This is a genomic window from Alteromonas sp. ABH2_165, from assembly GCF_056159945.1.
Genome location: NZ_JBSWWF010000005.1, coordinates 165,528 through 188,872, shown reverse-complemented (window position 1 = coordinate 188,872; position 23,345 = coordinate 165,528). Strand labels below are relative to the sequence as shown.

At 48.0% G+C, this 23,345-nt stretch carries 19 protein-coding genes and 1 tRNA gene; 17 read left to right on the top strand and 3 right to left on the bottom strand.

Translation table 11 applies throughout. The annotated features are described in order from the left end of the window. The first annotated feature begins 12 nt into the window (after positions 1-12). The 6 genes from ACXAFQ_RS11500 to nusG all read left to right on the top strand — a co-directional run bounded on the left by ACXAFQ_RS11500 (position 13) and on the right by nusG (position 4,283). Positions 13-417: an ACT domain-containing protein gene (locus ACXAFQ_RS11500; protein WP_474821889.1), complete on the top strand. Its 405-nt coding sequence runs from the start codon at positions 13-15 to the stop codon at positions 415-417. Between the two features lie 105 nt (positions 418-522). After that, positions 523-1,137 carry an RraA family protein gene (locus tag ACXAFQ_RS11495; protein ID WP_474821885.1) on the top strand — a complete coding sequence of 205 codons (615 nt, stop codon included), beginning with the start codon at positions 523-525 and terminating at the stop codon, positions 1,135-1,137. 15 nt (positions 1,138-1,152) lie between these two features. Further along, a complete protein-coding gene (locus tag ACXAFQ_RS11490; protein WP_474821881.1) occupies positions 1,153-2,994 on the top strand; it encodes an ABC transporter ATP-binding protein in 1,842 nt (613 codons plus the stop codon). Positions 2,995-3,155: 161 nt separating this feature from the next. Further along, positions 3,156-3,232 (top strand) — tRNA-Trp (locus ACXAFQ_RS11485). Positions 3,233-3,292: 60 nt separating this feature from the next. Then, positions 3,293-3,670 carry a preprotein translocase subunit SecE gene (gene secE, locus ACXAFQ_RS11480; RefSeq protein WP_070123200.1) on the top strand — a complete coding sequence of 126 codons (378 nt, stop codon included), beginning with the start codon at positions 3,293-3,295 and terminating at the stop codon, positions 3,668-3,670. An 85-nt stretch (positions 3,671-3,755) separates the two neighbouring features. Further along, on the top strand, positions 3,756-4,283 hold the full coding sequence (gene nusG / locus ACXAFQ_RS11475) for a transcription termination/antitermination protein NusG (RefSeq protein ID WP_070123215.1): 528 nt from the start codon (positions 3,756-3,758) through the stop codon (positions 4,281-4,283). Positions 4,284-4,348: 65 nt separating this feature from the next. Here the strand turns inward: nusG and ACXAFQ_RS11470 are convergent, their stop codons facing one another. Genes ACXAFQ_RS11470 through ACXAFQ_RS11460 form a run of 3 tightly spaced genes read right to left on the bottom strand, consistent with a single transcriptional unit; the run spans position 4,349 to position 4,915 of the window. Further along, positions 4,349-4,546 carry a hypothetical protein gene (locus ACXAFQ_RS11470; protein ID WP_474821875.1) on the bottom strand — a complete coding sequence of 66 codons (198 nt, stop codon included), beginning with the start codon at positions 4,544-4,546 and terminating at the stop codon, positions 4,349-4,351. 27 nt (positions 4,547-4,573) lie between these two features. Next, positions 4,574-4,738: a hypothetical protein gene (locus tag ACXAFQ_RS11465; RefSeq protein WP_474821871.1), complete on the bottom strand. Its 165-nt coding sequence runs from the start codon at positions 4,736-4,738 to the stop codon at positions 4,574-4,576. Positions 4,739-4,741: 3 nt separating this feature from the next. Then, positions 4,742-4,915 carry a hypothetical protein gene (locus tag ACXAFQ_RS11460; RefSeq protein ID WP_474821868.1) on the bottom strand — a complete coding sequence of 58 codons (174 nt, stop codon included), beginning with the start codon at positions 4,913-4,915 and terminating at the stop codon, positions 4,742-4,744. Between the two features lie 249 nt (positions 4,916-5,164). Here ACXAFQ_RS11460 and rplK point away from each other — a divergent pair, with 249 nt between their 5' ends. The 11 genes from rplK to ACXAFQ_RS11405 all read left to right on the top strand — a co-directional run bounded on the left by rplK (position 5,165) and on the right by ACXAFQ_RS11405 (position 23,344). Continuing rightward, positions 5,165-5,593, top strand: a complete 429-nt coding sequence (rplK, locus tag ACXAFQ_RS11455) for a 50S ribosomal protein L11 (RefSeq protein WP_070123202.1) — start codon at positions 5,165-5,167, stop codon at positions 5,591-5,593. Between the two features lie 4 nt (positions 5,594-5,597). Continuing rightward, entirely contained in the window at positions 5,598-6,293 is a 696-nt protein-coding gene (gene rplA, locus ACXAFQ_RS11450) for a 50S ribosomal protein L1 (protein ID WP_070123203.1), read from the top strand. A gap of 315 nt (positions 6,294-6,608) precedes the next feature. Beyond that, the gene (rplJ, locus tag ACXAFQ_RS11445; RefSeq protein WP_119502617.1) at positions 6,609-7,127 is read left to right on the top strand and encodes a 50S ribosomal protein L10; all 519 of its coding nucleotides are present in this window, start codon (positions 6,609-6,611) and stop codon (positions 7,125-7,127) included. A gap of 56 nt (positions 7,128-7,183) precedes the next feature. Next, the gene (gene rplL / locus ACXAFQ_RS11440) at positions 7,184-7,558 is read left to right on the top strand and encodes a 50S ribosomal protein L7/L12 (protein WP_474821856.1); all 375 of its coding nucleotides are present in this window, start codon (positions 7,184-7,186) and stop codon (positions 7,556-7,558) included. Positions 7,559-7,841: 283 nt separating this feature from the next. Continuing rightward, entirely contained in the window at positions 7,842-11,870 is a 4,029-nt protein-coding gene (gene rpoB, locus ACXAFQ_RS11435; RefSeq protein WP_474822441.1) for a DNA-directed RNA polymerase subunit beta, read from the top strand. A gap of 75 nt (positions 11,871-11,945) precedes the next feature. After that, positions 11,946-16,115, top strand: a complete 4,170-nt coding sequence (gene rpoC / locus ACXAFQ_RS11430) for a DNA-directed RNA polymerase subunit beta' (protein ID WP_474821854.1) — start codon at positions 11,946-11,948, stop codon at positions 16,113-16,115. 302 nt (positions 16,116-16,417) lie between these two features. Beyond that, complete coding sequence (rpsL, locus tag ACXAFQ_RS11425) at positions 16,418-16,792, top strand: 30S ribosomal protein S12 (RefSeq protein WP_070123207.1); 375 nt, start codon at positions 16,418-16,420, stop codon at positions 16,790-16,792. Positions 16,793-16,869: 77 nt separating this feature from the next. Continuing rightward, positions 16,870-17,340, top strand: coding sequence for a 30S ribosomal protein S7 (gene rpsG, locus ACXAFQ_RS11420; RefSeq protein ID WP_070123208.1), 471 nt, complete (start codon positions 16,870-16,872; stop codon positions 17,338-17,340). Positions 17,341-17,365: 25 nt separating this feature from the next. Continuing rightward, positions 17,366-19,468, top strand: coding sequence for an elongation factor G (gene fusA / locus ACXAFQ_RS11415; RefSeq protein WP_474821847.1), 2,103 nt, complete (start codon positions 17,366-17,368; stop codon positions 19,466-19,468). A gap of 63 nt (positions 19,469-19,531) precedes the next feature. Next, positions 19,532-20,716: an elongation factor Tu gene (gene tuf / locus ACXAFQ_RS11410; RefSeq protein ID WP_474821845.1), complete on the top strand. Its 1,185-nt coding sequence runs from the start codon at positions 19,532-19,534 to the stop codon at positions 20,714-20,716. 177 nt (positions 20,717-20,893) lie between these two features. Next, complete coding sequence (locus ACXAFQ_RS11405) at positions 20,894-23,344, top strand: S8 family serine peptidase (protein ID WP_474821843.1); 2,451 nt, start codon at positions 20,894-20,896, stop codon at positions 23,342-23,344. Position 23,345 lies beyond the last annotated feature (1 nt).

Here is a 23,345-nt window from a genome sequence, read left to right as displayed (position 1 = left end):
CAGGTTTGTACAATGGCTATTGGTGAAACCTCTTTAGATAATCTGCTGGCTAACTTGTGTCCTGTACTGGCTGAAAATCGCTATGTGTTTGTCACTTTGCCGGACTCCCTAAGTCCATCTCTGTATGAACAAGCGCTCTGTGTATTCAAAGAAACAGAAGGAACGACCTTTATTCTTGATGCCGATTTGGCAGACCAGCTAGGCTATGCGTATGACGGTTACTATCGTCAGATCATTTGCAAAGTTCATTCGAGTCTTGAAGCGGTCGGCATGACCGCCGCAATTTCTACTCAGTTGGCAGCGCACGGCATTAGCGCCAACGTAGTTGCCGCTTACTTTCACGATCATATCTTTGTACCAGAGAAATCTGCCGAAAAAGCGGTGGCGTTAATGGAACAACTGGCCGACAACGGGTAGAAAGCGCCAGTTATAGCCGCTATTCATGAATTTTGGCAGCGGTTATTTTTCAGCCTGATATAGTGTGAGTGAGCAACTCACCCCTCAGGCTGAAAAGGAGGCTCCATGTACGATGCGTTTTTATCCGTTTCTGTGTGCGATTATGCCGATGCATTGCCACGTAGTCAGTTTATTCATTACGACATCCATTCACTTTGGCAACCTGTTCCACGCATTGCGGGGCCCGCCTTCACGGTAAAGTGTGAACCCGGCGATCACCTCATGCTTCATGCGGCAATATATCGCGCAAATCCTGGCGACATCATTGTTGCCCAAGCCGATGATATGTACGCGTTAGCGGGTGGAAATGTGTGTGCCATCGCCCAGCAGCGGGGAGTGGCAGGATTTATCATCGACGGCGTGATCCGAGACGTACAGGAAGTGCGAGAGATGGCATTTCCTGTGTTTGCGCGCGGCGTTTGCCCTAAGCCGGGCGCCAAAAAAGTGCTTTCTCCTCTTAATCAACCCATTGAATGTGGCGGCGTAACCGTGAATCCTGGTGACATTATTGTTGCTGACGAAGAGGGAATTGCGGTTATTCCACTGGCAGATGCAGCAAGCGTACTAGAGACGGCTAAAAAGAGAAATGAAAAGGATTCATCAGTATCATTAGCACAATGGCGGGATGATCATCTTGAAAAAGTGCAATCTATCCTCACTAAGCTAGGGTTCAAAGAATAACTCCCGAGCTCACCTATGTTTCAATTTTTCGAACGGCTAACTAAACCGTTCCCAGACGAAGCCCCAACGCAACCGCCGAAGGGGCTTGTTGCATTTTGCCGTTACTACTCTCAGGGGATGTGGGGCATTATTGCCATCGTGTCACTGCTGAGTGCTGTGATTGCGGCCTTGGAAGTCACGTTATTTGGGTTCTTGGGTCAACTCGTCGACTGGTTTTCTCAACATGATCGAGAGACCTTTCTGCAGGACGAATTCTGGACCCTCATGGGAATGGGATTTGTCGTAGTTTTATTGATCCCTGGCTGTATTTTGCTGCGCTCACTGTTTAACCGTCAGTCGCTGATGGGCAATTACCCCATGCGCATTCGTTGGCAGGCGCACCGCTATTTACTCGGGCAAAGTCTCAGTTTTTTCCATAACGAATTTGCTGGACGCGTCGCAACCAAAGTAATGCAAACTGCATTATCGGTACGCGAAACAGTGATGAAATTGCTCGACCTGATGGTGTACATCTGTGTGTACTTCATCTCCATGGTGGTGCTAATTTTCTCCACTGACTGGCGTTTGGCTGTACCGTTACTTATCTGGTTCGTTGTTTATTTATGTATTCTGCGTGTACTGGTGCCAAAACTGAAAGCGGTGTCTCAGGCTCAGGCTGATGCCCGAGCGGTCATGACCGGCCGGATAGTCGACAGCTACACCAACATTACAACGGTAAAACTGTTTTCTCACAGTCGTCGTGAAGCAGACTATGCAAAAGACAGCATGGACGGCTTCCTGCAGACGGTCTATCCGCAGATGCGGTTAGTAACGATTCTGGAAAATTGTGTGGAAATGGCCAACGCCATCCTCATTTTTGCCATTGGCGCGCTGTCTGTTTACCTGTGGATGCACGAGATTGTCTCTCCCGGCGATATTGCCGTAGCGATTAGTCTGGTGCTGCGCCTCAACGGTATGTCGCATTGGGTCATGTGGGAAGTCTCCTCGCTATTTGAAAACCTAGGGACGGTACAGGATGGTATGAATACCCTTGCTCAGCCGGTAGAAGTGAAAGACGCTGACAATGCCAACGCAATGACTGTAAAAGGCGGGGCCATCGACTTCGATAAGGTGAACTTCTCGTATATCGGCAGCGACGAACGCGCAATAGACGTGTTTAGAAATTTGAACATCAGCATCAAACCCGGTGAGAAAGTCGGCCTGGTGGGACGTTCTGGTGCCGGGAAGTCCACATTGGTGAACCTGTTGATGCGCTTTTACGACACCAACAGCGGTCAGATTATTATTGACGGTCAGCCCATTCGGAGTGTGTCACAGGAAACCCTGCGCGAAAAAATCAGTATGGTGACGCAGGACACCTCGCTAATGCATCGTTCGGTGCGCGATAACATCATTTATGGTCGGACAGACGCCACAGAGGAAGAGGTGATTGCCGCAGCAAAGCAGGCTGAAGCCCATGAATTTATTCTGACGTTATCAGACAGCCAAGGGCGTACCGGCTACGATGCCCATGTGGGTGAACGAGGAGTGAAACTCTCTGGCGGTCAGCGCCAACGTATCGCTATTGCCCGTGTTCTGCTGAAAGATGCTCCAATTTTGATTCTTGATGAAGCGACCTCGGCACTGGATTCAGAAGTAGAAGCCGCTATTCAGGATTGTTTAAATTCTGTCATGGAAAATAAGACTGTGCTGGCCATTGCTCATCGGTTATCTACCATCGCACAAATGGATCGTTTGCTGGTGCTGGATAAGGGTGAAATTATAGAGGCTGGTACTCATACAGAACTGGTTGAAAAAAATGGTATTTACGCAAAATTATGGGCACACCAAACCGGCGGGTTTATTGGTGTTGAATAACGAAATGGAATACCTATTACAGCAGATGTGACTGGTTAGCTTGTATCTGTGGACGGGATGGGTATAATACGCGTCCCTCCCTTGCGAATCCGCGATTTTCCTTAAAGAAACGCCAAATATTCACAAGGGTAGTGCAACTGAAATTTGTCTGTACTGACAACAGGGGTGTAGTTCGAATTGGTAGAACAGCGGTCTCCAAAACCGATGGTTGGGGGTTCGAGTCCCTCCACCCCTGCCAGAATTTAACTTTGTGAGCATCTCGCAAAGACTGATGTCGCAGTATTGCTAGGATCGTGAAATGAGCGAAAAAACGGAAAGTACGTCCAATCCGTTGGACATGATGAAATGGCTGGTTATCTTTGCATTGCTGGCTGGTCTGATTGCTGCAAACCACATGTACGGTGAGGTTTCGGTATTGGTGCGTGCACTAGTTGCTGTGGCGGTAGTGGTTGTAGCAGGCTTTATTGCGGCAACAACAGTGAAGGGTAGCGCGTTTCTGACCTTCGCCAAAGAATCACGTATGGAAGTACGTAAAGTTATCTGGCCAACACGCCAGGAAACAAACCAGACTACACTTATCGTTATGGCCGCAACCCTCATCATGGCACTTCTGCTGTGGGGACTGGACGGCATCATCGTTCGTTTAGTTGGCTTCATTACCGGAATTGGAATGTAATATGTCTGAAGAAAATCAAACACCAGAAGAAAATCAGGCAGCAGCAGAAACCGCTGCGCCAGAGAAAGAAACATCTGAAAACAAGATGCGCTGGTACGTGGTACAGGCGTATTCACAGTACGAGTCTCGTGTTAAGAAAACACTGCTTGAATACATCAAGATGCACGAGATGGAAAAATTCTTTGGCCAGGTATTGGTACCTACTGAAGAAGTTGTTGAAATGCGCGCAGGGCAGAAACGTAAGTCTGAGCGTAAATTCTACCCAGGTTACGTATTGGTAGAAATGGAAATGAACGAACAGTCATGGCACTTAGTGAAAAGTGTACCGCGTGTACTGGGCTTCATTGGTGGTACGTCTGACCGTCCTATGCCTATCACTAAGCGTGAAGCAGACGCGATTCTTAACCGTCTGGAAGAGAATACTGACAAGCCAAGACCAAAAACATTGTTCGAACCAGGCGAAGTGGTTCGTGTTACCGACGGTCCTTTCGCAGACTTCAACGGCGTTGTCGAAGAAGTGGATTACGAAAAGAGCCGCGTGAAAGTATCAGTATTGATTTTCGGCCGTTCTACGCCGGTAGATTTGGAATTCGGTCAGGTCGAAAAAGGCTAATCGAAGTTTTCCAAGCAAAATTGAAAAACCCAGCTCAGACTGGGTTTTTGTTTTAAAGGCACTGATTAGATTTCGCTTGTCTCTGTTTTAGGCTTCGATAGGCGAAGGTAAATACTCAGGCTAACAGCAACGTTTGCAATCACGAAAGCATAGATATAATGGATAATCGCTTCACTATGCGTCGCGCCCTGAAAGCGCTGATAGAGGCCGTCCAACATTTCAAAGACAGCATAACCAAGCAAAATAAAAATCAGTTTTTTCATATTGAACCTAATAAACTTTTTACTAAATTAATCTTCAATAACGACTTCAGCTATATCATCAACAACGCCGTTACCAATCATTACGTTTCTGTAAAAATACCCGAATGCGTAACCTACAGCGTAACCTATATCTTCCCAAGTATCGGCTGCACCAGATACTTGAGATATTTGTTCTTCAGTAATCTGATACATGATTTAATCCCTTTCGTTTACGCCATCATAAAATCCAGAACCAAGACCTTCTCCAAACGATCGAGCTGCATCAATAGCCCCAACGTATGTAAGAATACCTAAACCTACCTCTACCGCGAAAGGCAATACAAAGCCGCCGCTAATCTCGTGAACTTCATCATTTGATAAAACTTTCATACTTAATATCCTTATCTTATTGAGTTGCCCATTATTGAGCGATTAAATTGTGCCCACGTTTGTCAGTGATGAGTACTGAACTGATGGACGTTATTTTTTATCGCGCATAGCGACTTTTTTACACTGCAGGGTTGTGTTATCCGAACATTTGTTGTACATTACGCGCCCTTCGAAACCGAACGGGAAGCCGATTGAGTAAATATTCTCGAGTATTTACGAGGCGTTATACCCACTAACGAGAGCATTAAAATGGCTAAGAAAGTAACTGGCTTAATTAAGCTTCAGGTTGCAGCTGGCGCTGCTAACCCTTCTCCACCAGTTGGTCCTGCACTGGGTCAGCATGGTGTGAACATCATGGAATTCTGTAAGGCTTTCAACGCAAAAACTGAAAGTCTTGAGAAAGGCGCTCCGGTACCAGTAGAAATTACTGTATACGAAGACCGTTCTTTCACATTCGAAACCAAAACTCCTCCCGCGTCTTACCTGCTGAAAAAAGCAGCTGGCATCAAGAGTGGTTCTGGCCGTCCTAACACTGAGAAAGTTGGTACTGTTACTCGCGCTCAATTGGAAGAAATTGCCAAGACTAAAGAGCCAGATCTGACTGCTGCTTCTCTGGACGCTGCTGTACGCACTATCGCGGGTTCTGCTCGCGCCATGGGTCTGAACGTAGAGGGTTAATCGAATGGCTAAATTGACTAAACGCGCTCGCCTGATCCGCGAGAAAGTAGACGCGACTAAAGATTACGATTTCAACGAAGCCGTTGCTCTGCTGAAAGAACTGGCTACTGCTAAGTTCGCAGAAAGCGTAGACGTTGCTATCAACTTGGGTATCGATGCGAAGAAATCTGACCAAAACGTACGTGGTGCAACTGTACTGCCTAACGGTACTGGTAAAGACGTTCGCGTTGCAGTATTCACTCAAGGTGCAAATGCTGAAGCTGCTAAAGAAGCAGGTGCGGACATCGTAGGTATGGACGACCTGGCTGAGAAAGTTAAAGCCGGGGAGATGGACTTTGACGTAGTAGTTGCTAGCCCTGACGCAATGCGCGTTGTTGGCCAACTGGGTCAAATCTTAGGTCCACGTGGCCTGATGCCTAACCCTAAAACTGGCACTGTAACGCCTGACGTTGCAACTGCAGTTAAGAATGCTAAAGCTGGTCAGGTTCGCTACCGTAACGATAAGAACGGTATCATCCACGCTAGCATCGGCAAGATTGCTTTCGAAGCTAACCAGATTCAAGAGAACCTGGAAGCCCTTCTGGAAGCACTGAAGAAAGCTAAGCCTTCTTCAGCTAAAGGCCTGTACATCAAGAAGGTAAGCCTGAGCACCACTATGGGCGCTGGCGTATCTGTTGATAAAGGTACTGTAGGTCTTTAAGACTTTTTACAGATGGCATAGCCCGTCTGTCTCTTAAAGGTTATGGGTTGGAGCTGTTGTATATCGCCAAAAGCGAATAACGATGGCTCCCGTCCAAGACCGCAGGCGCTAAGCGGCAAAAGAGGTAAGAGAACTTTTGCACCAACGCTTAACTTAATACAACAGCCTGCGCAGACGGTGGTTTCGACTCAGACTCTCTGGGATAACGAACACCGTAGAGCGGTACAACTACTTTACGTAGAAGTATCAATCTGTGAACACTGATGAACGGAATGGGAAACCTGAACAGACATCAGATTTTATGAGGTGAACTCAGTGGCACTAGGTTTAGCAGCAAAAAAAGAGATCGTAGCAGAAGTTTCTGAAGTTGCGTCTCGCGCTCTATCCGTAGCCGTTGCTGAATACCGTGGGATGGAAGTTGCAGAACTGACTGACCTGCGTGTTAAAGCCCGTGAGCAAGGCGTATACCTGAAGGTTGTACGTAACACTCTGGCTAAGCGTGCATTGGCAGACAGCAATTTTGCAGATATGGAAAGCGCCTTAACTGGCCCGCTTATCTATGGTTTTTCTATCGACGCACCAGGCGGTGCGGCACGTCTTTTCAAAGACTTCGGTAAGACTAACGATAAGCTGAAAGTTACTGCACTTTCGATTGGTAGTGGTTTACTTGGTCCAGAAAAACTGGACGCAGTAGCAGCCCTGCCTACCCGCGACGAAGCGCTTGCAAGACTTCTTGCGACCTTCAAAGCACCAGTTGGCAAGTTCGTTCAAACTATCAACGAAGTTCCTGCCAAATTTGTGCGTGTATTGGCGGCGGTCAAAGACACCAAGTAATTGGCGTTTTTGGCATATTGATTTTTTTAACTATTTAATCCCGGGAGTTTAGAGAAATGGCTCTGACTAAAGAAGATATCTTAAACGCGATCGCTGAAATGCCAGTAATGGAACTGGTTGAACTGATCGAAGCAGCTGAAGAAAAATTCAACGTATCTGCGGCTGCTGTTGCAGTTGCTGGTCCAGCTGCTGGCGGCGAAGCTGCTGCTGCAGAAGAAAAGACTGAGTTTGACGTTGTAATGACTTCATTCGGCGCAAACAAAGTTGCAGTAATCAAAGCAGTTCGCGGCGCGACTGGCTTAGGTCTGAAAGAAGCTAAGGAACTGGTAGAATCAGCTCCTAAAGCTATCAAAGAAGGCGTAGCTAAAGACGAAGCTGAAGCACTGAAGAAAGAGCTTGAAGAAGCTGGTGCAGAAGTAGAAGTTAAGTAATCTAATTTGTTTAGATTACCTGCCTGAAACGGCAAGGCTGGTGGTTAATATTGACCACCAGCCTTTTTGCGCTGTAGGGTGTACAGTTTTTAACCCTTTACTGTAACCACCAAAAGCACATCGGGATAAAAATAATTCGGCAGAAAACCAAAGTCTTAACTAACTATTTGGTTAAATTTTGGTGTATGCTATGCAATTACCCCGAAAAAGGGTCGTGGAAGTTTGTTGTCTGGTGAAGTTTCAGACAGCAGGTTGGGTCAAAAATCAGCAGGCTGAGGAACCCATGGTTTACTCTTATAGCGAAAAGAAACGTATCCGTAAGGATTTTGGCAAACACCCACAGGTATTGGAAATTCCATACCTCCTTTCAATTCAGCTAGATTCATTCAAAAAATTTATTGAAATCGATGCAGATGGTCAGTACGGACTGGAAGCTGCTTTCCGTTCTGTGTTCCCAATTAAAAGCTACTCTGGCAGTTCAGAGCTGCAGTATGTGAGCTACCGCCTTGGCGAACCGGTCTTCGATGTTAAAGAATGTCAGATTCGCGGCGTCACGTATTCGGCACCATTAAGAGTAAAATTGCGTTTAGTACTGTTCGATAAAGATGCTGCACCGGGTACGGTGAAAGACATCAAAGAACAGGAAGTTTACATGGGCGAAATCCCACTGATGACAGAGAACGGTACGTTCGTCATCAATGGTACCGAGCGTGTAATCGTATCTCAGTTACACCGTTCACCTGGTGTATTCTACGATCACGACAAAGGTAAGACTCACTCTTCCGGTAAAGTACTGTATAACGCACGTGTTATTCCTTACCGTGGTTCATGGTTAGATTTCGAATTCGATCCGAAGGATAACCTGTTCGTACGTATTGACCGTCGTCGTAAGCTGCCTGCAACGATTATCTTACGCGCACTGGAAATGACTACCGAAGAGATCCTTGATCTGTTCTTCGAGAAAGTACAAATCCGTATTCAGGACAACAAACTGTTAATGGAAGTTGTGCCTGATCGTCTGCGTGGTGAAACTGCACAGTTCGACATCATCGGTAAAGACGGTGAAGTTATCGTAGAAACAGGTCGTCGTGTGTCTGCACGTCATACTCGCGCGCTGGAAAAAGCAGGCATTACAGAACTAGAAGTTCCTGCTGAATACCTGATCGGTCGTGTATATGGTCGCACCTACGTTAACGAAGAAACCGGTGAAGTACTGGTAAGCGCTAACGATGAAGTGACACTGGAAACTATGGCTGAATTAAGCCAGGCCGGTATCAAAGAATTCGAAACGCTGTACATTAACGAACTGGATCACGGTTCTTATATCTCAGATACGCTGCGTATCGACAGCTCAACAAATCGCCTGGAAGCATTGGTAGAAATCTACCGCATGATGCGTCCTGGTGAACCACCAACAAAAGATGCTGCCGAAACGTTGTTCGACAACTTGTTCTTCTCTGAAGATCGTTACGACCTGTCATCTGTTGGTCGTATGAAGTTTAACCGTCGTTTAGGTCGTGAAGAGTTAGTTGGTTCCGGTACACTGGACAAAGACGATATCGTTTCTGTAATGAAACAACTTATCCTTATCCGTGACGGTAAAGATGAAGTAGATGATATCGATCACCTGGGTAACCGTCGTATCCGTTCTGTTGGTGAAATGGCCGAGAACCAGTTCCGTGTAGGTCTGGTACGTGTTGAGCGTGCTGTTAAAGAGCGTCTGTCTCTGGGCGACCTCGATAACGTAATGCCTCAGGACCTGATCAACGCGAAGCCTATCTCTGCAGCAGTTAAAGAGTTCTTCGGTTCTTCTCAGCTGTCTCAGTTTATGGACCAGAACAACCCGCTGTCAGAAGTTACGCACAAGCGTCGTATTTCTGCATTAGGCCCGGGTGGTCTGACTCGTGAGCGTGCAGGCTTTGAGGTTCGAGACGTACACCCGACGCACTACGGTCGTCTGTGTCCAATCGAAACCCCTGAAGGTCCGAACATCGGTCTGATCAACTCATTGGCGAGCTTTGCCCGTACCAATGACTTCGGTTTCCTTGAAACACCTTTCCGTCGCATCGAAGACGGTGTTATCACTGACGAAATCGATTATCTGTCAGCCATCGAAGAAGGCCAGTTCAAAATCGCACAGGCAAACGTTGCTTGTGATGAGAACGGTGCCCTGATCGACGACCTGATCCCTTCACGTCACCGTGGTGAAACTACGCTGATGCCGAAGGAAGAAATTAAATATATGGACGTGTCGCCTCAGCAGATCGTTTCTGTTGCTGCGAGCATCATCCCGTTCCTGGAACACGATGACGCCAACCGTGCATTGATGGGTGCGAACATGCAACGTCAGGCAGTACCAACTCTGCGTGCTGATAAGCCGCTGGTAGGTACCGGTATGGAGAAAACCGTAGCGGTTGACTCTGGTGTAACTGTTGTTGCTAAGCGTGGTGGTATGGTTGATTACGTTGACGCAAGCCGTATCGTAATCAAGGTAGATGAAGACGAAATGCTTCCAGGTGAAGCAGGTATCGATATCTACAACCTGACTAAGTACACCCGTTCTAACCAGAACACCTGTATTAACCAGAAGCCTACCTGTAACGTTGGTGACCCAATCGTTGCTGGTGACGTACTGGCTGATGGTCCTTCTACAGACCTTGGTGAGCTGGCACTTGGTCAGAACATGCGTATCGCGTTCATGCCTTGGAATGGTTACAACTTCGAAGACTCGATTCTGATTTCAGAGCGTGTTGCTCAGGAAGACCGTTTCACTACTATCCACATTCAGGAACTGAGCTGTATTGCTCGTGACACCAAGCTGGGTCCAGAAGAGATTTCTTCTGATATTCCTAACGTGGGTGAAGCTGCACTGAGCAAGCTAGATGAATCCGGCGTTGTTTATATCGGTGCGGAAGTGAAAGGCGGTGATATCCTGGTTGGTAAGGTAACACCAAAAGGTGAAACCCAGCTGACACCAGAAGAGAAACTGCTGCGTGCAATCTTCGGTGAGAAGGCGTCTGATGTTAAAGATACCTCTCTGCGCGTACCTAACTCTGTACACGGTACCGTTATCGACGTTCAGGTATTTACCCGTGACGGCGTTGAGAAAGACAAACGCGCTCTGGAAATTGAAGACATGCAGTTACGTCAGGTTAAGAAAGACCTGTCTGACGAATTCAATATCCTGGCCGACGGTATCTTCTCTCGTGCACGTAACCTGCTGCTGAATGCCGGTGTTGACGAAGCGCGTCTGGATTCTATGCCTCGTGAGAAGTGGCTGGAAATTCCGCTGTCTAACGAAGATTCACAGCTGGAACTGGACCAAATCGCAGAACAGCACATCGAAATCAAGTCTGACTTCGATAAGAAGTTCGAGAACAAGCGTCGTAAGATCACCCAAGGTGACGACCTTGCTCCTGGCGTACTGAAAATTGTTAAGGTTTATCTGGCGGTTAAACGTCACATCCAGCCTGGTGATAAAATGGCTGGTCGTCACGGTAACAAAGGTGTTATTTCAACCGTAATCCCTGTTGAAGATATGCCTTACGATGTTAACGGTACGCCGGTAGACATCGTTCTGAACCCGCTGGGTGTACCGTCGCGGATGAACATCGGTCAGATCCTTGAGACTCACCTTGGTATGGCTGCACATGGTCTTGGCGTGAAAATCGACCGCATGATCAAAGAGCAGCAGGAACTTGCCAAGATGCGTGACTTCCTGAAAGAGGTTTACACCTTAGGTGAGAACCACCAGGAAGTGGATATCGACAGCTTCACTGATGACGAAGTACTTCGCCTGGCAGAGAACCTGCGTAAAGGTGTTCCGGTTGCGACACCAGTATTCTCTGGCGCGAAGGAAGCAGAAATTAAAGCAATGTTGAAACTGGCTGACCTGCCAGAAAGCGGACAGATTCAAATGTTCGATGGCCGTACTGGTCGCGAATTCGAACGTCCGGTAACGGTAGGTTACATGTACATGCTGAAACTGAACCACTTAGTAGACGACAAGATGCACGCGCGTTCTACTGGTTCTTACAGCCTGGTTACACAGCAGCCTCTGGGTGGTAAAGCACAGTTCGGTGGTCAGCGCTTCGGTGAGATGGAAGTGTGGGCACTGGAAGCATACGGTGCGGCATATACCCTGCAGGAAATGCTTACTGTTAAGTCGGATGACGTTAACGGTCGTACCAAAATGTACAAGAACATTGTTGATGGCGATCACAGAATGGAGCCGGGCATGCCTGAATCCTTCAACGTATTGCTTAAAGAAATTCGTTCACTCGGTATCAACATCGAGCTGGAAGAAAAGTAATACGGCTAACGCCATAGTATGATTTGATGGCCCGGTTCGCCGGGCTATAGAGACTGACTCCGCTGGGAGAGTAATGTGAAAGACTTATTAAAGTTTCTAAAGCAACAAAACAAGACCGAAGAATTCGATAATATTCGAATTGGTCTTTCTTCACCGGACATGATTCGTTCATGGTCTTTCGGTGAGGTGAAAAAGCCTGAAACCATCAACTACCGTACGTTCAAACCAGAGCGTGACGGTCTGTTCTGCGCGCGTATTTTCGGACCTGTGAAAGACTACGAATGTCTTTGCGGTAAGTATAAGCGTCTTAAGCACCGTGGTGTTATCTGTGAGAAGTGTGGCGTTGAAGTTACACTGACCAAAGTACGTCGTGAGCGTATGGGTCACATCGAACTGGCTAGTCCGGTTGCCCACATCTGGTTCCTGAAATCACTGCCGTCACGTATCGGTTTGATGCTGGACATGACCCTGCGTGATATTGAGCGCGTACTGTATTTCGAATCTTATGTTGTTACCGAACCTGGTATGACAACGTTAGAGCGTAGCCAGCTTCTGAACGAAGAAGAATACCTGGATGCGCTGGAAGAGCACGGTGACGAGTTCGATGCGAAAATGGGTGCTGAAGCCGTTTTCGATCTGTTGAAAGTGCTCGACGTAGATGCTGATGTTGCAGCAATGCGTGAAGAGTTGCCTTCAATCAACTCTGAAACCAAGCGTAAGAAAATCACCAAGCGTCTGAAGCTGCTTGAATCATTCCAACAGTCTGGCAACAAGCCAGAGTGGATGATCATGACTGTACTGCCAGTTCTGCCACCGGACTTGCGTCCTCTGGTACCACTGGACGGTGGACGTTTTGCGACTTCTGACCTGAACGATCTGTATCGTCGTGTTATCAACCGAAACAACCGTCTGAAGCGTCTGTTGGATCTGGCCGCGCCAGATATCATCGTACGTAACGAAAAGCGTATGCTTCAGGAAGCGGTAGATGCGTTGCTTGATAACGGTCGTCGCGGTCGTGCAATTACCGGTTCTAATAAGCGTCCTCTGAAATCACTTGCCGATATGATTAAAGGTAAGCAAGGTCGTTTCCGTCAGAACCTGCTCGGTAAGCGTGTTGACTACTCTGGCCGTTCTGTAATCACTGTTGGTCCTACACTGCGTCTGCACCAATGTGGTCTGCCTAAGAAGATGGCACTTGAGCTGTTCAAGCCATTCATCTACGGCAAGCTGGAAGGTCGTGGTCTGGCGACTACCATCAAAGCTGCTAAAAAGCTGGTAGAGCGCGAAGCACCGGAAGTATGGGACGTTCTGGATGAAGTAATCCGCGAACACCCGGTATTACTTAACCGTGCACCAACACTGCACAGACTGGGTATCCAAGCATTCGAACCTACCCTGATCGAAGGTAAAGCGATTCAACTGCACCCACTGGTGTGTGCGGCATACAACGCTGACTTCGACGGTGACCAAATGGCGGTTCACGTACCTCTGACTATCGAAGCACAGTTAGAAGCACGCGCCCTGATGATGTCTACCAACAACATCCTGTCTCCTGCGAACGGTGAGCCAATCATCGTACCTTCACAGGACGTTGTATTGGGTCTGTACTACCTGACCCGTGACAAAGTAAACGGCCGTGGCGAAGGCATGGTATTTACCAGCCCGCACGAAGCTGAAAAAGCGTATCGTACCGATGCGGCAGAACTGCACGCACGCGTAAAAGTACGTATTACTGAATATGACATTGCTGAAGACGGCACCAAAACTGAGAAAGTAACATTAACTGACACCACAGTTGGTCGTGCGATTTTCTCTCTGATCCTGCCTAAGGGTCTGCCGTTTGAAATTATCAACCAAGCGATGGGTAAAAAGCAGATCTCTAAACTGCTTAACGAGTGTTACCGTACGCTGGGTCTGAAAGATACTGTTATCGCCGCTGACCAAATCATGTATACCGGTTTCCACTACGCGATGATCGCGGGTGCGTCTGTTGGTATCGACGATATGGTTATCCCAGCTGCGAAGAAAGACATTATCGAAGCTGCAGAAGCTGAAGTTATCGAAATTCAGGAACAGTTCCAAGGCGGTCTTGTTACTGCTGGTGAACGTTACAACAAAGTTATCGATATCTGGTCAAACGCCAACGAAAAAGTTGCCCGTGCGATGATGGATAACCTGAAGGTTGATACCGTAATCAACCGTGACGGTGAAGAAGAAGAGCAAGCGTCATTTAACTCTGTTTATATGATGGCCGACTCCGGTGCTCGTGGTAGTGCCGCACAGATTCGTCAGCTGGCTGGTATGCGTGGTCTGATGGCTAAGCCAGATGGTTCTATCATCGAAACGCCAATCACGGCAAACTTCCGTGAAGGTCTGAACGTATTACAGTACTTCATCTCAACTCACGGTGCTCGTAAGGGTCTTGCCGATACGGCACTGAAAACTGCGAACTCGGGTTACCTGACTCGTCGTCTGGTAGACGTTGCACAGGATTTGGTTATCACCAATGACGACTGTGGTACGTTTGAAGGCGTGAAGATGACACCACTGATTGAAGGTGGTGACGTTGTTGAGCCGCTGCGTGAGCGTGTACTGGGTCGTGTGGTAGCAGAAGACGTAATCAAGCCGGGTACTGATGAAGTACTGGTTGAACGTAACACGCTGCTGGACGAAGCACTGGTAGACATGCTGGAGCAGAACTCTGTTGACCAGATGATGGTTCGCTCGGTTATCACTTGTGACAATGACTTCGGTGTTTGTGCCAAGTGTTACGGTCGTGACCTTGCACGTGGTCACATGGTGGCGAAAGGTGAATCTGTTGGTGTTATCGCTGCTCAGTCAATCGGTGAGCCAGGTACACAGCTTACCATGCGTACGTTCCACATCGGGGGGGCGGCATCAAGAGCATCAGCAGAAAGCAGCGTTCAGGTTAAAACTGAAGGTAGCCTGAAAATGCATAACGCTAAGTTCGTTCGCAACCAGGACGACAAAGTGGTTATCGTTTCACGTTCTACCGAACTGACGGTTATCGACAGCTTCGGCCGTGAGAAAGAGCGCTATAAAGTGCCTTACGGTGCAATTCTGTCTGTAGATGATGGCGCAGCAGTTAAGGCCGGTGAAGTAGTAGCAAACTGGGATCCGCATAGTCACCCAATCGTGGTTGAGCGTCCGTCTAAGATCTCGTTTGCCGATATCGACGACTCCAACACCGAAATGCAGCAGGATGAGCTGACCGGTCTGACCCGTGTTGTGGTTAAAGACCTGGCTAAAGTTAACGCTAAAGAGCCTAAGCTGATCCTGGAAAGTGATGAGACTGGTCTGCAGGAAATTCGTCTGCCTAGCTTTACGACTATCGAAGCGGCAGATGGCAAACTGGCTCACGCCGGTGACGTGTTAGCACGTATTCCTCAGGAAAGCTCGAAAACACGTGACATCACCGGTGGTCTGCCGCGGGTTGCTGACTTGTTCGAAGCGCGTAAGCCGAAAGAACCTGCAATCTTGGCTGAAATCTCCGGTTCCATTGGTTTCGGTAAAGAAACCAAAGGTAAGAAACGTCTGGTTATCACACCGAAAGACGGTGCAGATGCTTACGAAGAGATGATTCCTAAGTGGCGTCAGCTGAACGTGTTCGAAGGTGAATCTGTAGAGCGCGGCGAAGTTCTGGCCGATGGTCCTGAGTCTCCACATGATATCCTGCGTCTGCGTGGTATCAGTGCGGTTTCTAACTACATCGTGAACGAAGTTCAGGAAGTTTACCGTCTGCAGGGTGTAAAAATTAACGATAAGCACATCGAGGTGGTAATCCGTCAGATGCTGCGTAAGTGTATTATCACTGCACCAGGCGATACGCAGTTCCTGGAAGGCGAACAGGTTGAAGTGGCTCACGTTAAGATCGCGAACCGTGAAATGGAAAAAGCCGGTAAACTGCCTGCACTGTACGAAACACAGTTGCTGGGTATTACCAAGGCGTCACTGTCTACAGAGTCTTTCATCTCTGCAGCATCGTTCCAGGAAACAACACGCGTACTGACAGAAGCTGCGGTACAGGGCAAAGAAGACGATTTACGTGGTCTGAAAGAAAACGTAATTGTTGGTCGACTGATCCCTGCCGGTACCGGTTTCGCATACCACGAGCGTCGTATGCAGAAGCGTGCTGAAGCTATCGAGGAAATGTCTGTGTCTGCGGCTGAAGCAGAACAGGCACTAACCGAAGCATTAAACGCCGGAGATGACTCAGGCGAGTAAGACCTTTCGTTGAGTAGCAGGAAACTGCTGCTCAACGATGTTTTGGTGTAGAACAGTGAATAATCCCTTGGTTATCCTTTGTACACCTTGACACTGGCTTATGAGATCATTAGAATTCCGCGACCCAATTTCAGGTAAGTCCGTTATTTTTAACTGAGACAGTCTGAACGAGGGGCGCGGTTTTTTTATTTGAGGGCCGGTAAATGTAGAGCACATTTACATAAAGTCTCAGAATTCTTAAGCCGTTTAGCAGACCCGACCATGGTATCGGGTTTTTATTATTTACTAACAGGAGCTAGTTAATGGCAACAGTTAACCAGTTAGTGCGTAAGCCACGTCGTCAGCCAGTTGCAAAAAGCAACGTAGCTGCACTGCAAGCTTGCCCACAACGTCGTGGTGTATGTACTCGTGTATATACCACTACGCCTAAGAAACCAAACTCTGCACTGCGTAAAGTATGTCGTGTACGTTTAACTAACGGTTTCGAAGTGTCTTCATACATCGGTGGTGAAGGCCACAACCTGCAAGAGCACAGCGTTGTTCTTATCCGTGGTGGTCGTGTTAAAGACTTACCAGGTGTTCGTTATCACACTGTTCGCGGTACTCTGGACTGCGCAGGCGTTAACGATCGTCGTCAAGCCCGTTCTAAGTACGGCGCAAAACGGCCTAAATCTTAACGGTTCTCCGTTAGTAAGGCCAAACTGAAGTAATTAGAGTTTTGGGATTTCCCTGAATTCATACGGAGAATTGTAAAATGCCAAGAAGAAGAGTCGTAGGTCAACGTAAAATCCTACCAGAACCAAAATTTGGTTCACAACTGCTTGCTAAATTCATGAATGTCGTAATGCTCGACGGCAAGAAATCAGTTGCTGAAAAGATTGTTTACGGTGCGCTTGATATTGTTGCTGAAAAAACCGGCAAAGCACACTTAGACGTGTTCGAAGACGCTCTGGACAACATCCGTCCTACAGTGGAAGTTAAATCACGCCGTGTGGGTGGTTCTACTTACCAGGTTCCTGTAGAAGTTCGTCCTGTTCGTCGTAACGCGCTGGGTATGCGTTGGATGGTTGAAGCGGCACGTAAACGTGGCGAAAAGTCCATGGCACAACGCCTTGCAGCTGAAATGTTAGATGCAGCAGACAACAAAGGTTCTGCGGTTAAGAAACGTGAAGACGTTCACCGTATGGCCGAAGCGAACAAAGCGTTCGCACACTACCGTTGGTAATCAACGTTTAAACTGAGAGAGACGTATGCCTCGTAAGACCCCAATTGAGCGTTATCGTAATATTGGTATTGTCGCCCACGTAGATGCGGGTAAGACCACAACTACTGAGCGTGTTCTGTTTTATACAGGACTATCACACAAAATTGGTGAAGTGCATGATGGCGCTGCCACTATGGACTGGATGGAGCAGGAGCAAGAGCGTGGTATCACGATCACTTCTGCTGCCACCACGTGCTTCTGGTCTGGAATGCAGCAGCAGTACGATCAACACCGTATCAACATCATTGATACACCGGGACACGTTGACTTCACTATTGAAGTAGAACGTTCTTTGCGTGTACTCGATGGCGCGGTGGTTGTATTTTGTGGGTCTTCCGGGGTAGAGCCTCAATCAGAAACAGTCTGGCGTCAGGCTGATAAATATCACGTGCCGCGCATGGTTTTCGTCAATAAGATGGACCGTGCCGGTGCGGATTTTGAACGTGTTGTGGGTCAGATCCGCAAACGTTTGGGCGCTACCTGTGTACCGATTCAACTGAATATTGGTGCAGAGGAAAATTTCCGTGGCGTCATCGATTTAATCAAGATGAAGTCCATCAACTGGAATGCAGAAGATATGGGTATGACATTTACCTATGAAGACATTCCGGCTGAACTTGCTGATAAAGCAGAAAAGTACCGCACCGAGATGATCGAAGCGGCTGCCGAAGCGTCAGAAGAACTGATGGAAAAGTACCTGGAAGGCGAAGAGCTGACCGAAGAGGAAATCCGTCAGGGTCTGCGTACCCGCGTACTGAACAACGAAATCGTTCTGGCTACCTGTGGTAGTGCTTTCAAGAACAAAGGTGTTCAGGCCGTTCTTGATGCTGTAATCGAATACCTGCCGGCGCCAGTAGACGTTCCGGCCATTGATGGTGTGCTCGATGATGGCAAAGAAACGCACGCAGAACGTCATGCAGATGATGACGAACCATTCTCGGCGCTGGCATTTAAAATTGCTACAGACCCGTTCGTGGGCACCCTCACGTTCTTCCGTTGCTATTCAGGTGTGGTAAACACCGGTGACACTGTTTACAACCCAGTGAAAGCAAAACGTGAGCGATTTGGTCGTATCGTGCAAATGCACGCGAAAGACCGCGAAGAATTAAAAGAGGTTCGTGCTGGTGACATCGCCGCCGCAATCGGACTGAAAGACGTGACCACCGGAGACACCTTGTGTGATCCGAATCATGTTATTACACTTGAGCGTATGGAATTCCCTGATCCGGTAATTTCCATCGCCGTAGAGCCAAAATCTCAGGCAGACCAGGAAAAAATGGGTCTTGCGCTGGGTAAACTGGCTGCAGAAGACCCGTCGTTCAAGGTGAAAACCGACGACGAAACCGGCCAAACGATTATTTCCGGTATGGGTGAACTGCACCTCGATATTATTGTCGACCGTATGAAGCGCGAATTTAAGGTTGAATGTAACGTGGGTAAACCCCAGGTTGCTTATCGTGAAACCATTCGCAGTAAGGTCGAAGCGGAAGGTAAGTTTGTCCGTCAGTCAGGCGGACGTGGACAATTTGGTCACGTCTGGCTGCGTATCGAGCCACAGGAAGAAGGTGCAGGCTACGAATTCGTTAATGAAATCGTTGGTGGTGTTGTACCAAAAGAATTCATTCCTGCGGTAGACAAAGGAATTCAGGAGCAGCTGCAAAATGGTGTCCTGGCAGGGTATCCTGTACTTGATGTAAAGGTTACTTTGTTCGATGGTTCGTACCATGATGTTGACTCTTCTGAAATGGCGTTTAAGATCGCCGGCTCTATGGGTTTCAAGAAAGGTTGTGCTGAGGCAAATCCAGTATTGCTCGAACCCACTATGAAAGTTGAAGTAACCACTCCAGAAGATTGGATGGGTGATGTTGTAGGCGATCTGAATCGTCGTCGCGGCATGATCGAAGGAATGGAAGACGGAATTGGCGGGATCAAAATTGTTCGCGCGAAGGTTCCGCTTTCAGAAATGTTTGGGTATGCCACCGATCTGCGTTCACAAACGCAGGGTCGCGCGTCATACTCTATGGAGTTCTTCAATTACTCTGAAGCGCCTAGCAATGTTGCAAAAGCGATTATCGAATCAAGAAACTAAATCTTAATGAAGGTTCGGTCCGGTCTGTATTGGGTCGGACTTTTAACTTAGGAAACGAGAAAAATGGCAAAAGAAAAGTTTGAACGTACGAAACCCCACGTAAACGTGGGTACTATCGGCCACGTTGACCACGGTAAAACCACTCTGACCGCTGCGATCACTACTGTACTGTCTAAGACTTACGGTGGTTCAGCTCAGGCTTTCGATCAAATCGATAACGCGCCTGAAGAAAAAGCACGTGGTATCACCATCTCTACTTCACACGTAGAATATGACACGCCTACTCGCCACTACGCGCACGTAGACTGCCCAGGACACGCTGATTACGTTAAAAACATGATCACTGGTGCTGCTCAGATGGACGGCGGTATCCTGGTAGTTGCGGCGACTGATGGTCCTATGCCACAGACTCGTGAGCACATCCTGCTGGGTCGTCAGGTTGGTATCCCTTACATCATCGTATTCATGAATAAATGTGACATGGTTGATGATGAAGAGCTGCTGGAACTGGTTGAGATGGAAGTTCGTGAACTTCTGACTGAATACGAATTCCCAGGCGACGATCTGCCAGTAATCAAAGGTTCTGCTCTGAAAGCTCTTGAAGGCGACGCAGAGTGGGAAAAGAAAATCATTGAACTGGGTGAAGCACTGGATTCTTATATTCCAGAGCCAGAGCGTGCTATCGATAAGCCGTTCATCCTGCCAATCGAAGACGTATTCTCAATCTCAGGCCGTGGTACTGTTGTAACTGGTCGTGTTGAGCAAGGTATCATCAAAGTTGGTGAAGAAGTAGAAATCGTTGGTATCAAAGATACTACCAAGACTACTTGTACCGGTGTTGAAATGTTCCGTAAGCTGCTTGACGAAGGTCGTGCAGGTGAGAACGTTGGTGTTCTGCTGCGTGGTACTAAGCGTGACGACGTTGAGCGTGGTCAAGTACTGGCTAAGCCTGGTTCAATCACTCCTCACACTAAATTTGAAGCGGAAGTATACGTACTGTCTAAAGATGAAGGCGGTCGTCACACTCCATTCTTCAAAGGTTACCGTCCACAGTTCTACTTCCGTACAACTGACGTAACTGGTGCTGTTCAACTGCCAGAAGGCGTTGAAATGGTAATGCCAGGTGACAACCTGAAATTCGAAGTTGACCTGATCGCGCCTATCGCGATGGAAGAAGGTCTGCGCTTCGCAATCCGTGAAGGTGGTCGTACTGTAGGTGCTGGTGTTGTTGCTAAAATCATCGAGTAATCGTTGATAGCTTCAAGCTAGTCCAAAAAAAGGTCGCGCAAGCGGCCTTTTTTTATGCCCGCAATTAATCGATACATATGGCAGAGTGAATGCATTTTCGATTAATAGGGGTAAATACCTATGTCCATAAAATAGTCAAAAGACAATACTCATCAGGTAAACAACAAGGGGTTCCTGATGAAAAATCTAACTAAAAAAACACTACTCTCAATCACTGTCGCCTGTGCTCTTCCTATGGCACCAGTGTCTGCAAAAACGTTTGATATCGCATTAGCGGATAAACTCGCAGAAGCGCCAGAACAATTACAACAAGTCATCGTTACTTTCGACGGTACCGGACCGGTAAGTGCTCTACAGCTTGATGCGCTTGCTGCGTTGGGTGTTTCTCAAGGGGTAAAACTACAGAACTTACCTATCGTTGGCATACTGGCCACTAAAACGCAGGTTGAAGCACTCTATGCTCGTGATGATGTAGTGTCAGTTTATGACAATGCTCAACTCGAATTAGAAAATTACGAGTCTACTGAAATCACAGGCGTACAGGCTATGCGCGCTGATCGTAACCTTCGTCACAATGGTGTGCCGTATTCAGGCCGTGGAATTGGCGTAGTAGTGAATGACTCTGGCGTAGATGGCACACATTCAGACATCGCTTATCCTGATCACGTTGTACAAAACGTACTTGCCCAGACGAATCTAGCAAGCTTCAGCAGTATTCTTCCCATCACCTACCAGGAGAATGTCGCGAATAGTGATATTGGTGGCGGACACGGCAGTCATGTTGCTGGTACGGTTGGCGGCAACGGTGCACAAAGTAGCGGCCTACATGCCGGGGTAGCGCCTGGTGCTGATATTATTGGTTACGGCTCTGGTGCAGCGCTTTTTATCCTAGATACGCTTGGCGGCTTTGACTATGCGCTTACCCATCAATTTGATTATAACATCCGCGTTATTTCAAACTCGTTCGGCAATACCGGTGATGTAGGTACGCCGTTTAATCCGGATGATCCTACAAACGTGGCTACCAAAGCGCTTGCTGATCGCGGCATCATAACGGTTTTCTCGGCGGGTAATTCAGGTGCTGGTGAGTCAACGATTACAGGTAACTTCAAAAAGGCACCTTGGGTTATTACCGTAGCAGCAGGCGATAAAGAGGGCAATCTGGCAGACTTTAGTTCTCGGGGTGTCGATGGTAAGGGGGGCGAAGTGGTTGTTAATGGCGAAGTGTTTACATGGGAAGACCGTCCAACGGTTACCGCACCTGGTGTGGATGTCATTTCGGTGAGAGCGTCAACATCCAGTTTAGGCGGACTCAGCGCCCAGGATGATGCTGCCATGATTGAGCCTCAGCATCTGCCCTTCTATACGGTTTCTAGTGGTACATCTATGGCAGCACCGCATGTGTCAGGGATTGTTGCACTGATGCTCGAAGCTGATCCTAATCTGCAATGGTTTGACGTTAAACGTATCCTTCAAGAAACGGCTACCCCCATGGCTGGACTTGCTGCCTGGGAGGCCGGTGCCGGCTATGTGAATGCACACGCGGCAGTGAGTGCAGTGGTTAACGGGGAAGAGGTTTTCGGCGATACGCTGAAAATAGACCGCGAGTTTAACGCTTATGCCAATATCACTGAAGGTGACAGTTTTACCCTTGAAACTACGTATGTGCCAGTAGGCGAGAGGCCCACAGAAACATTCATTGTTGCAGATAATGTTTCCATGGTGCTGGCATCTGCATCAATTGAAACCGGTACCGCTTTTGTTCTCGAAGATCCTGCAGGTAACCGTTATGGTTCAGGAATTGGCTTGCCTGCACTGGGTTCTGCCGTAGGTACATCTGCACCGGGCATGGCTGGAACCTGGAAATTGTATAGCAGCGGTATTGGCAGTATCAGTGGTGTATCTGTCGATCCCCTTGGTGTCACAAATGGCCTTGGTGTGCCGAGCACAACAGAGGTGAATATCCGCTTGCTCGAGACCGCTGGATATACTGGCCTAGACGATGTCGATGGCCATCCAGCACAAAGCTACGTGGAATATGTTGTAGGTAAGCACTTGATGGACGGTACGGCTGATGGATTCAAGCCAGACATTTTTATCAGCCGGGTTGAACTTGCAGATGCATTGTCGCTTTCTTCAAGCTTGCGTCAAACTTTGACCGGCAATAACAGTACATTCAGTGACGCTGGAGAATTTGGCGCAGTCTTAAACAGCGTATCTACGCCTGGGACGCTGCTATCAGACCGTGTACAGTCGATGAACCCTGTCATGCTCACAGACTCGGCATCGGTATTCGGAAGCGATGATACGGTTAGCCGTGAAGCGCTGGCTTATTCACTGGTTCAGGCTATGGGATTACAAGAGGCGGCAGAAGCGTTTGCTCCAGAGTCTCCGATTGTTGCCATTGTTTTTGGCGAAGCGATTGAAATTGATGATAGCGCCGAAATTTCACCTTCCATGCGAGGCTATGTGCAGCAGGCATTGGCTTCAGGCATTATGCAGGTGTCGGTGTCAGTGAGTCAGGGCAGATTCGATTTGGAACCTACGGTTGCAGCATCGTTTGTACCAGATAATGCAGTAACCCGCGCCGATGTGGCTTTCAGTCTAACACTGAAAGATCAGCTGTAAG

What these genes read in the sequence shown, in the direction of transcription:
- ACXAFQ_RS11500 (WP_474821889.1), top strand. Translation starts at nt 13, where the DNA reads ATGGCTATTGGTGAAACCTCTTTAGATAATCTGCTGGCTAACTTGTGT.
- ACXAFQ_RS11495 (WP_474821885.1), top strand. Translation starts at nt 523, where the DNA reads ATGTACGATGCGTTTTTATCCGTTTCTGTGTGCGATTATGCCGATGCA.
- ACXAFQ_RS11490 (WP_474821881.1), top strand. Translation starts at nt 1,153, where the DNA reads ATGTTTCAATTTTTCGAACGGCTAACTAAACCGTTCCCAGACGAAGCC.
- secE (WP_070123200.1), top strand. Translation starts at nt 3,293, where the DNA reads ATGAGCGAAAAAACGGAAAGTACGTCCAATCCGTTGGACATGATGAAA.
- nusG (WP_070123215.1), top strand. Translation starts at nt 3,756, where the DNA reads ATGCGCTGGTACGTGGTACAGGCGTATTCACAGTACGAGTCTCGTGTT.
- ACXAFQ_RS11470 (WP_474821875.1), bottom strand. Translation starts at nt 4,546, where the DNA reads ATGAAAAAACTGATTTTTATTTTGCTTGGTTATGCTGTCTTTGAAATG.
- ACXAFQ_RS11465 (WP_474821871.1), bottom strand. Translation starts at nt 4,738, where the DNA reads ATGTATCAGATTACTGAAGAACAAATATCTCAAGTATCTGGTGCAGCC.
- ACXAFQ_RS11460 (WP_474821868.1), bottom strand. Translation starts at nt 4,915, where the DNA reads ATGAAAGTTTTATCAAATGATGAAGTTCACGAGATTAGCGGCGGCTTT.
- rplK (WP_070123202.1), top strand. Translation starts at nt 5,165, where the DNA reads ATGGCTAAGAAAGTAACTGGCTTAATTAAGCTTCAGGTTGCAGCTGGC.
- rplA (WP_070123203.1), top strand. Translation starts at nt 5,598, where the DNA reads ATGGCTAAATTGACTAAACGCGCTCGCCTGATCCGCGAGAAAGTAGAC.
- rplL (WP_474821856.1), top strand. Translation starts at nt 7,184, where the DNA reads ATGGCTCTGACTAAAGAAGATATCTTAAACGCGATCGCTGAAATGCCA.
- rpoB (WP_474822441.1), top strand. Translation starts at nt 7,842, where the DNA reads ATGGTTTACTCTTATAGCGAAAAGAAACGTATCCGTAAGGATTTTGGC.
- rpsL (WP_070123207.1), top strand. Translation starts at nt 16,418, where the DNA reads ATGGCAACAGTTAACCAGTTAGTGCGTAAGCCACGTCGTCAGCCAGTT.
- rpsG (WP_070123208.1), top strand. Translation starts at nt 16,870, where the DNA reads ATGCCAAGAAGAAGAGTCGTAGGTCAACGTAAAATCCTACCAGAACCA.
- fusA (WP_474821847.1), top strand. Translation starts at nt 17,366, where the DNA reads ATGCCTCGTAAGACCCCAATTGAGCGTTATCGTAATATTGGTATTGTC.
- tuf (WP_474821845.1), top strand. Translation starts at nt 19,532, where the DNA reads ATGGCAAAAGAAAAGTTTGAACGTACGAAACCCCACGTAAACGTGGGT.
- ACXAFQ_RS11405 (WP_474821843.1), top strand. Translation starts at nt 20,894, where the DNA reads ATGAAAAATCTAACTAAAAAAACACTACTCTCAATCACTGTCGCCTGT.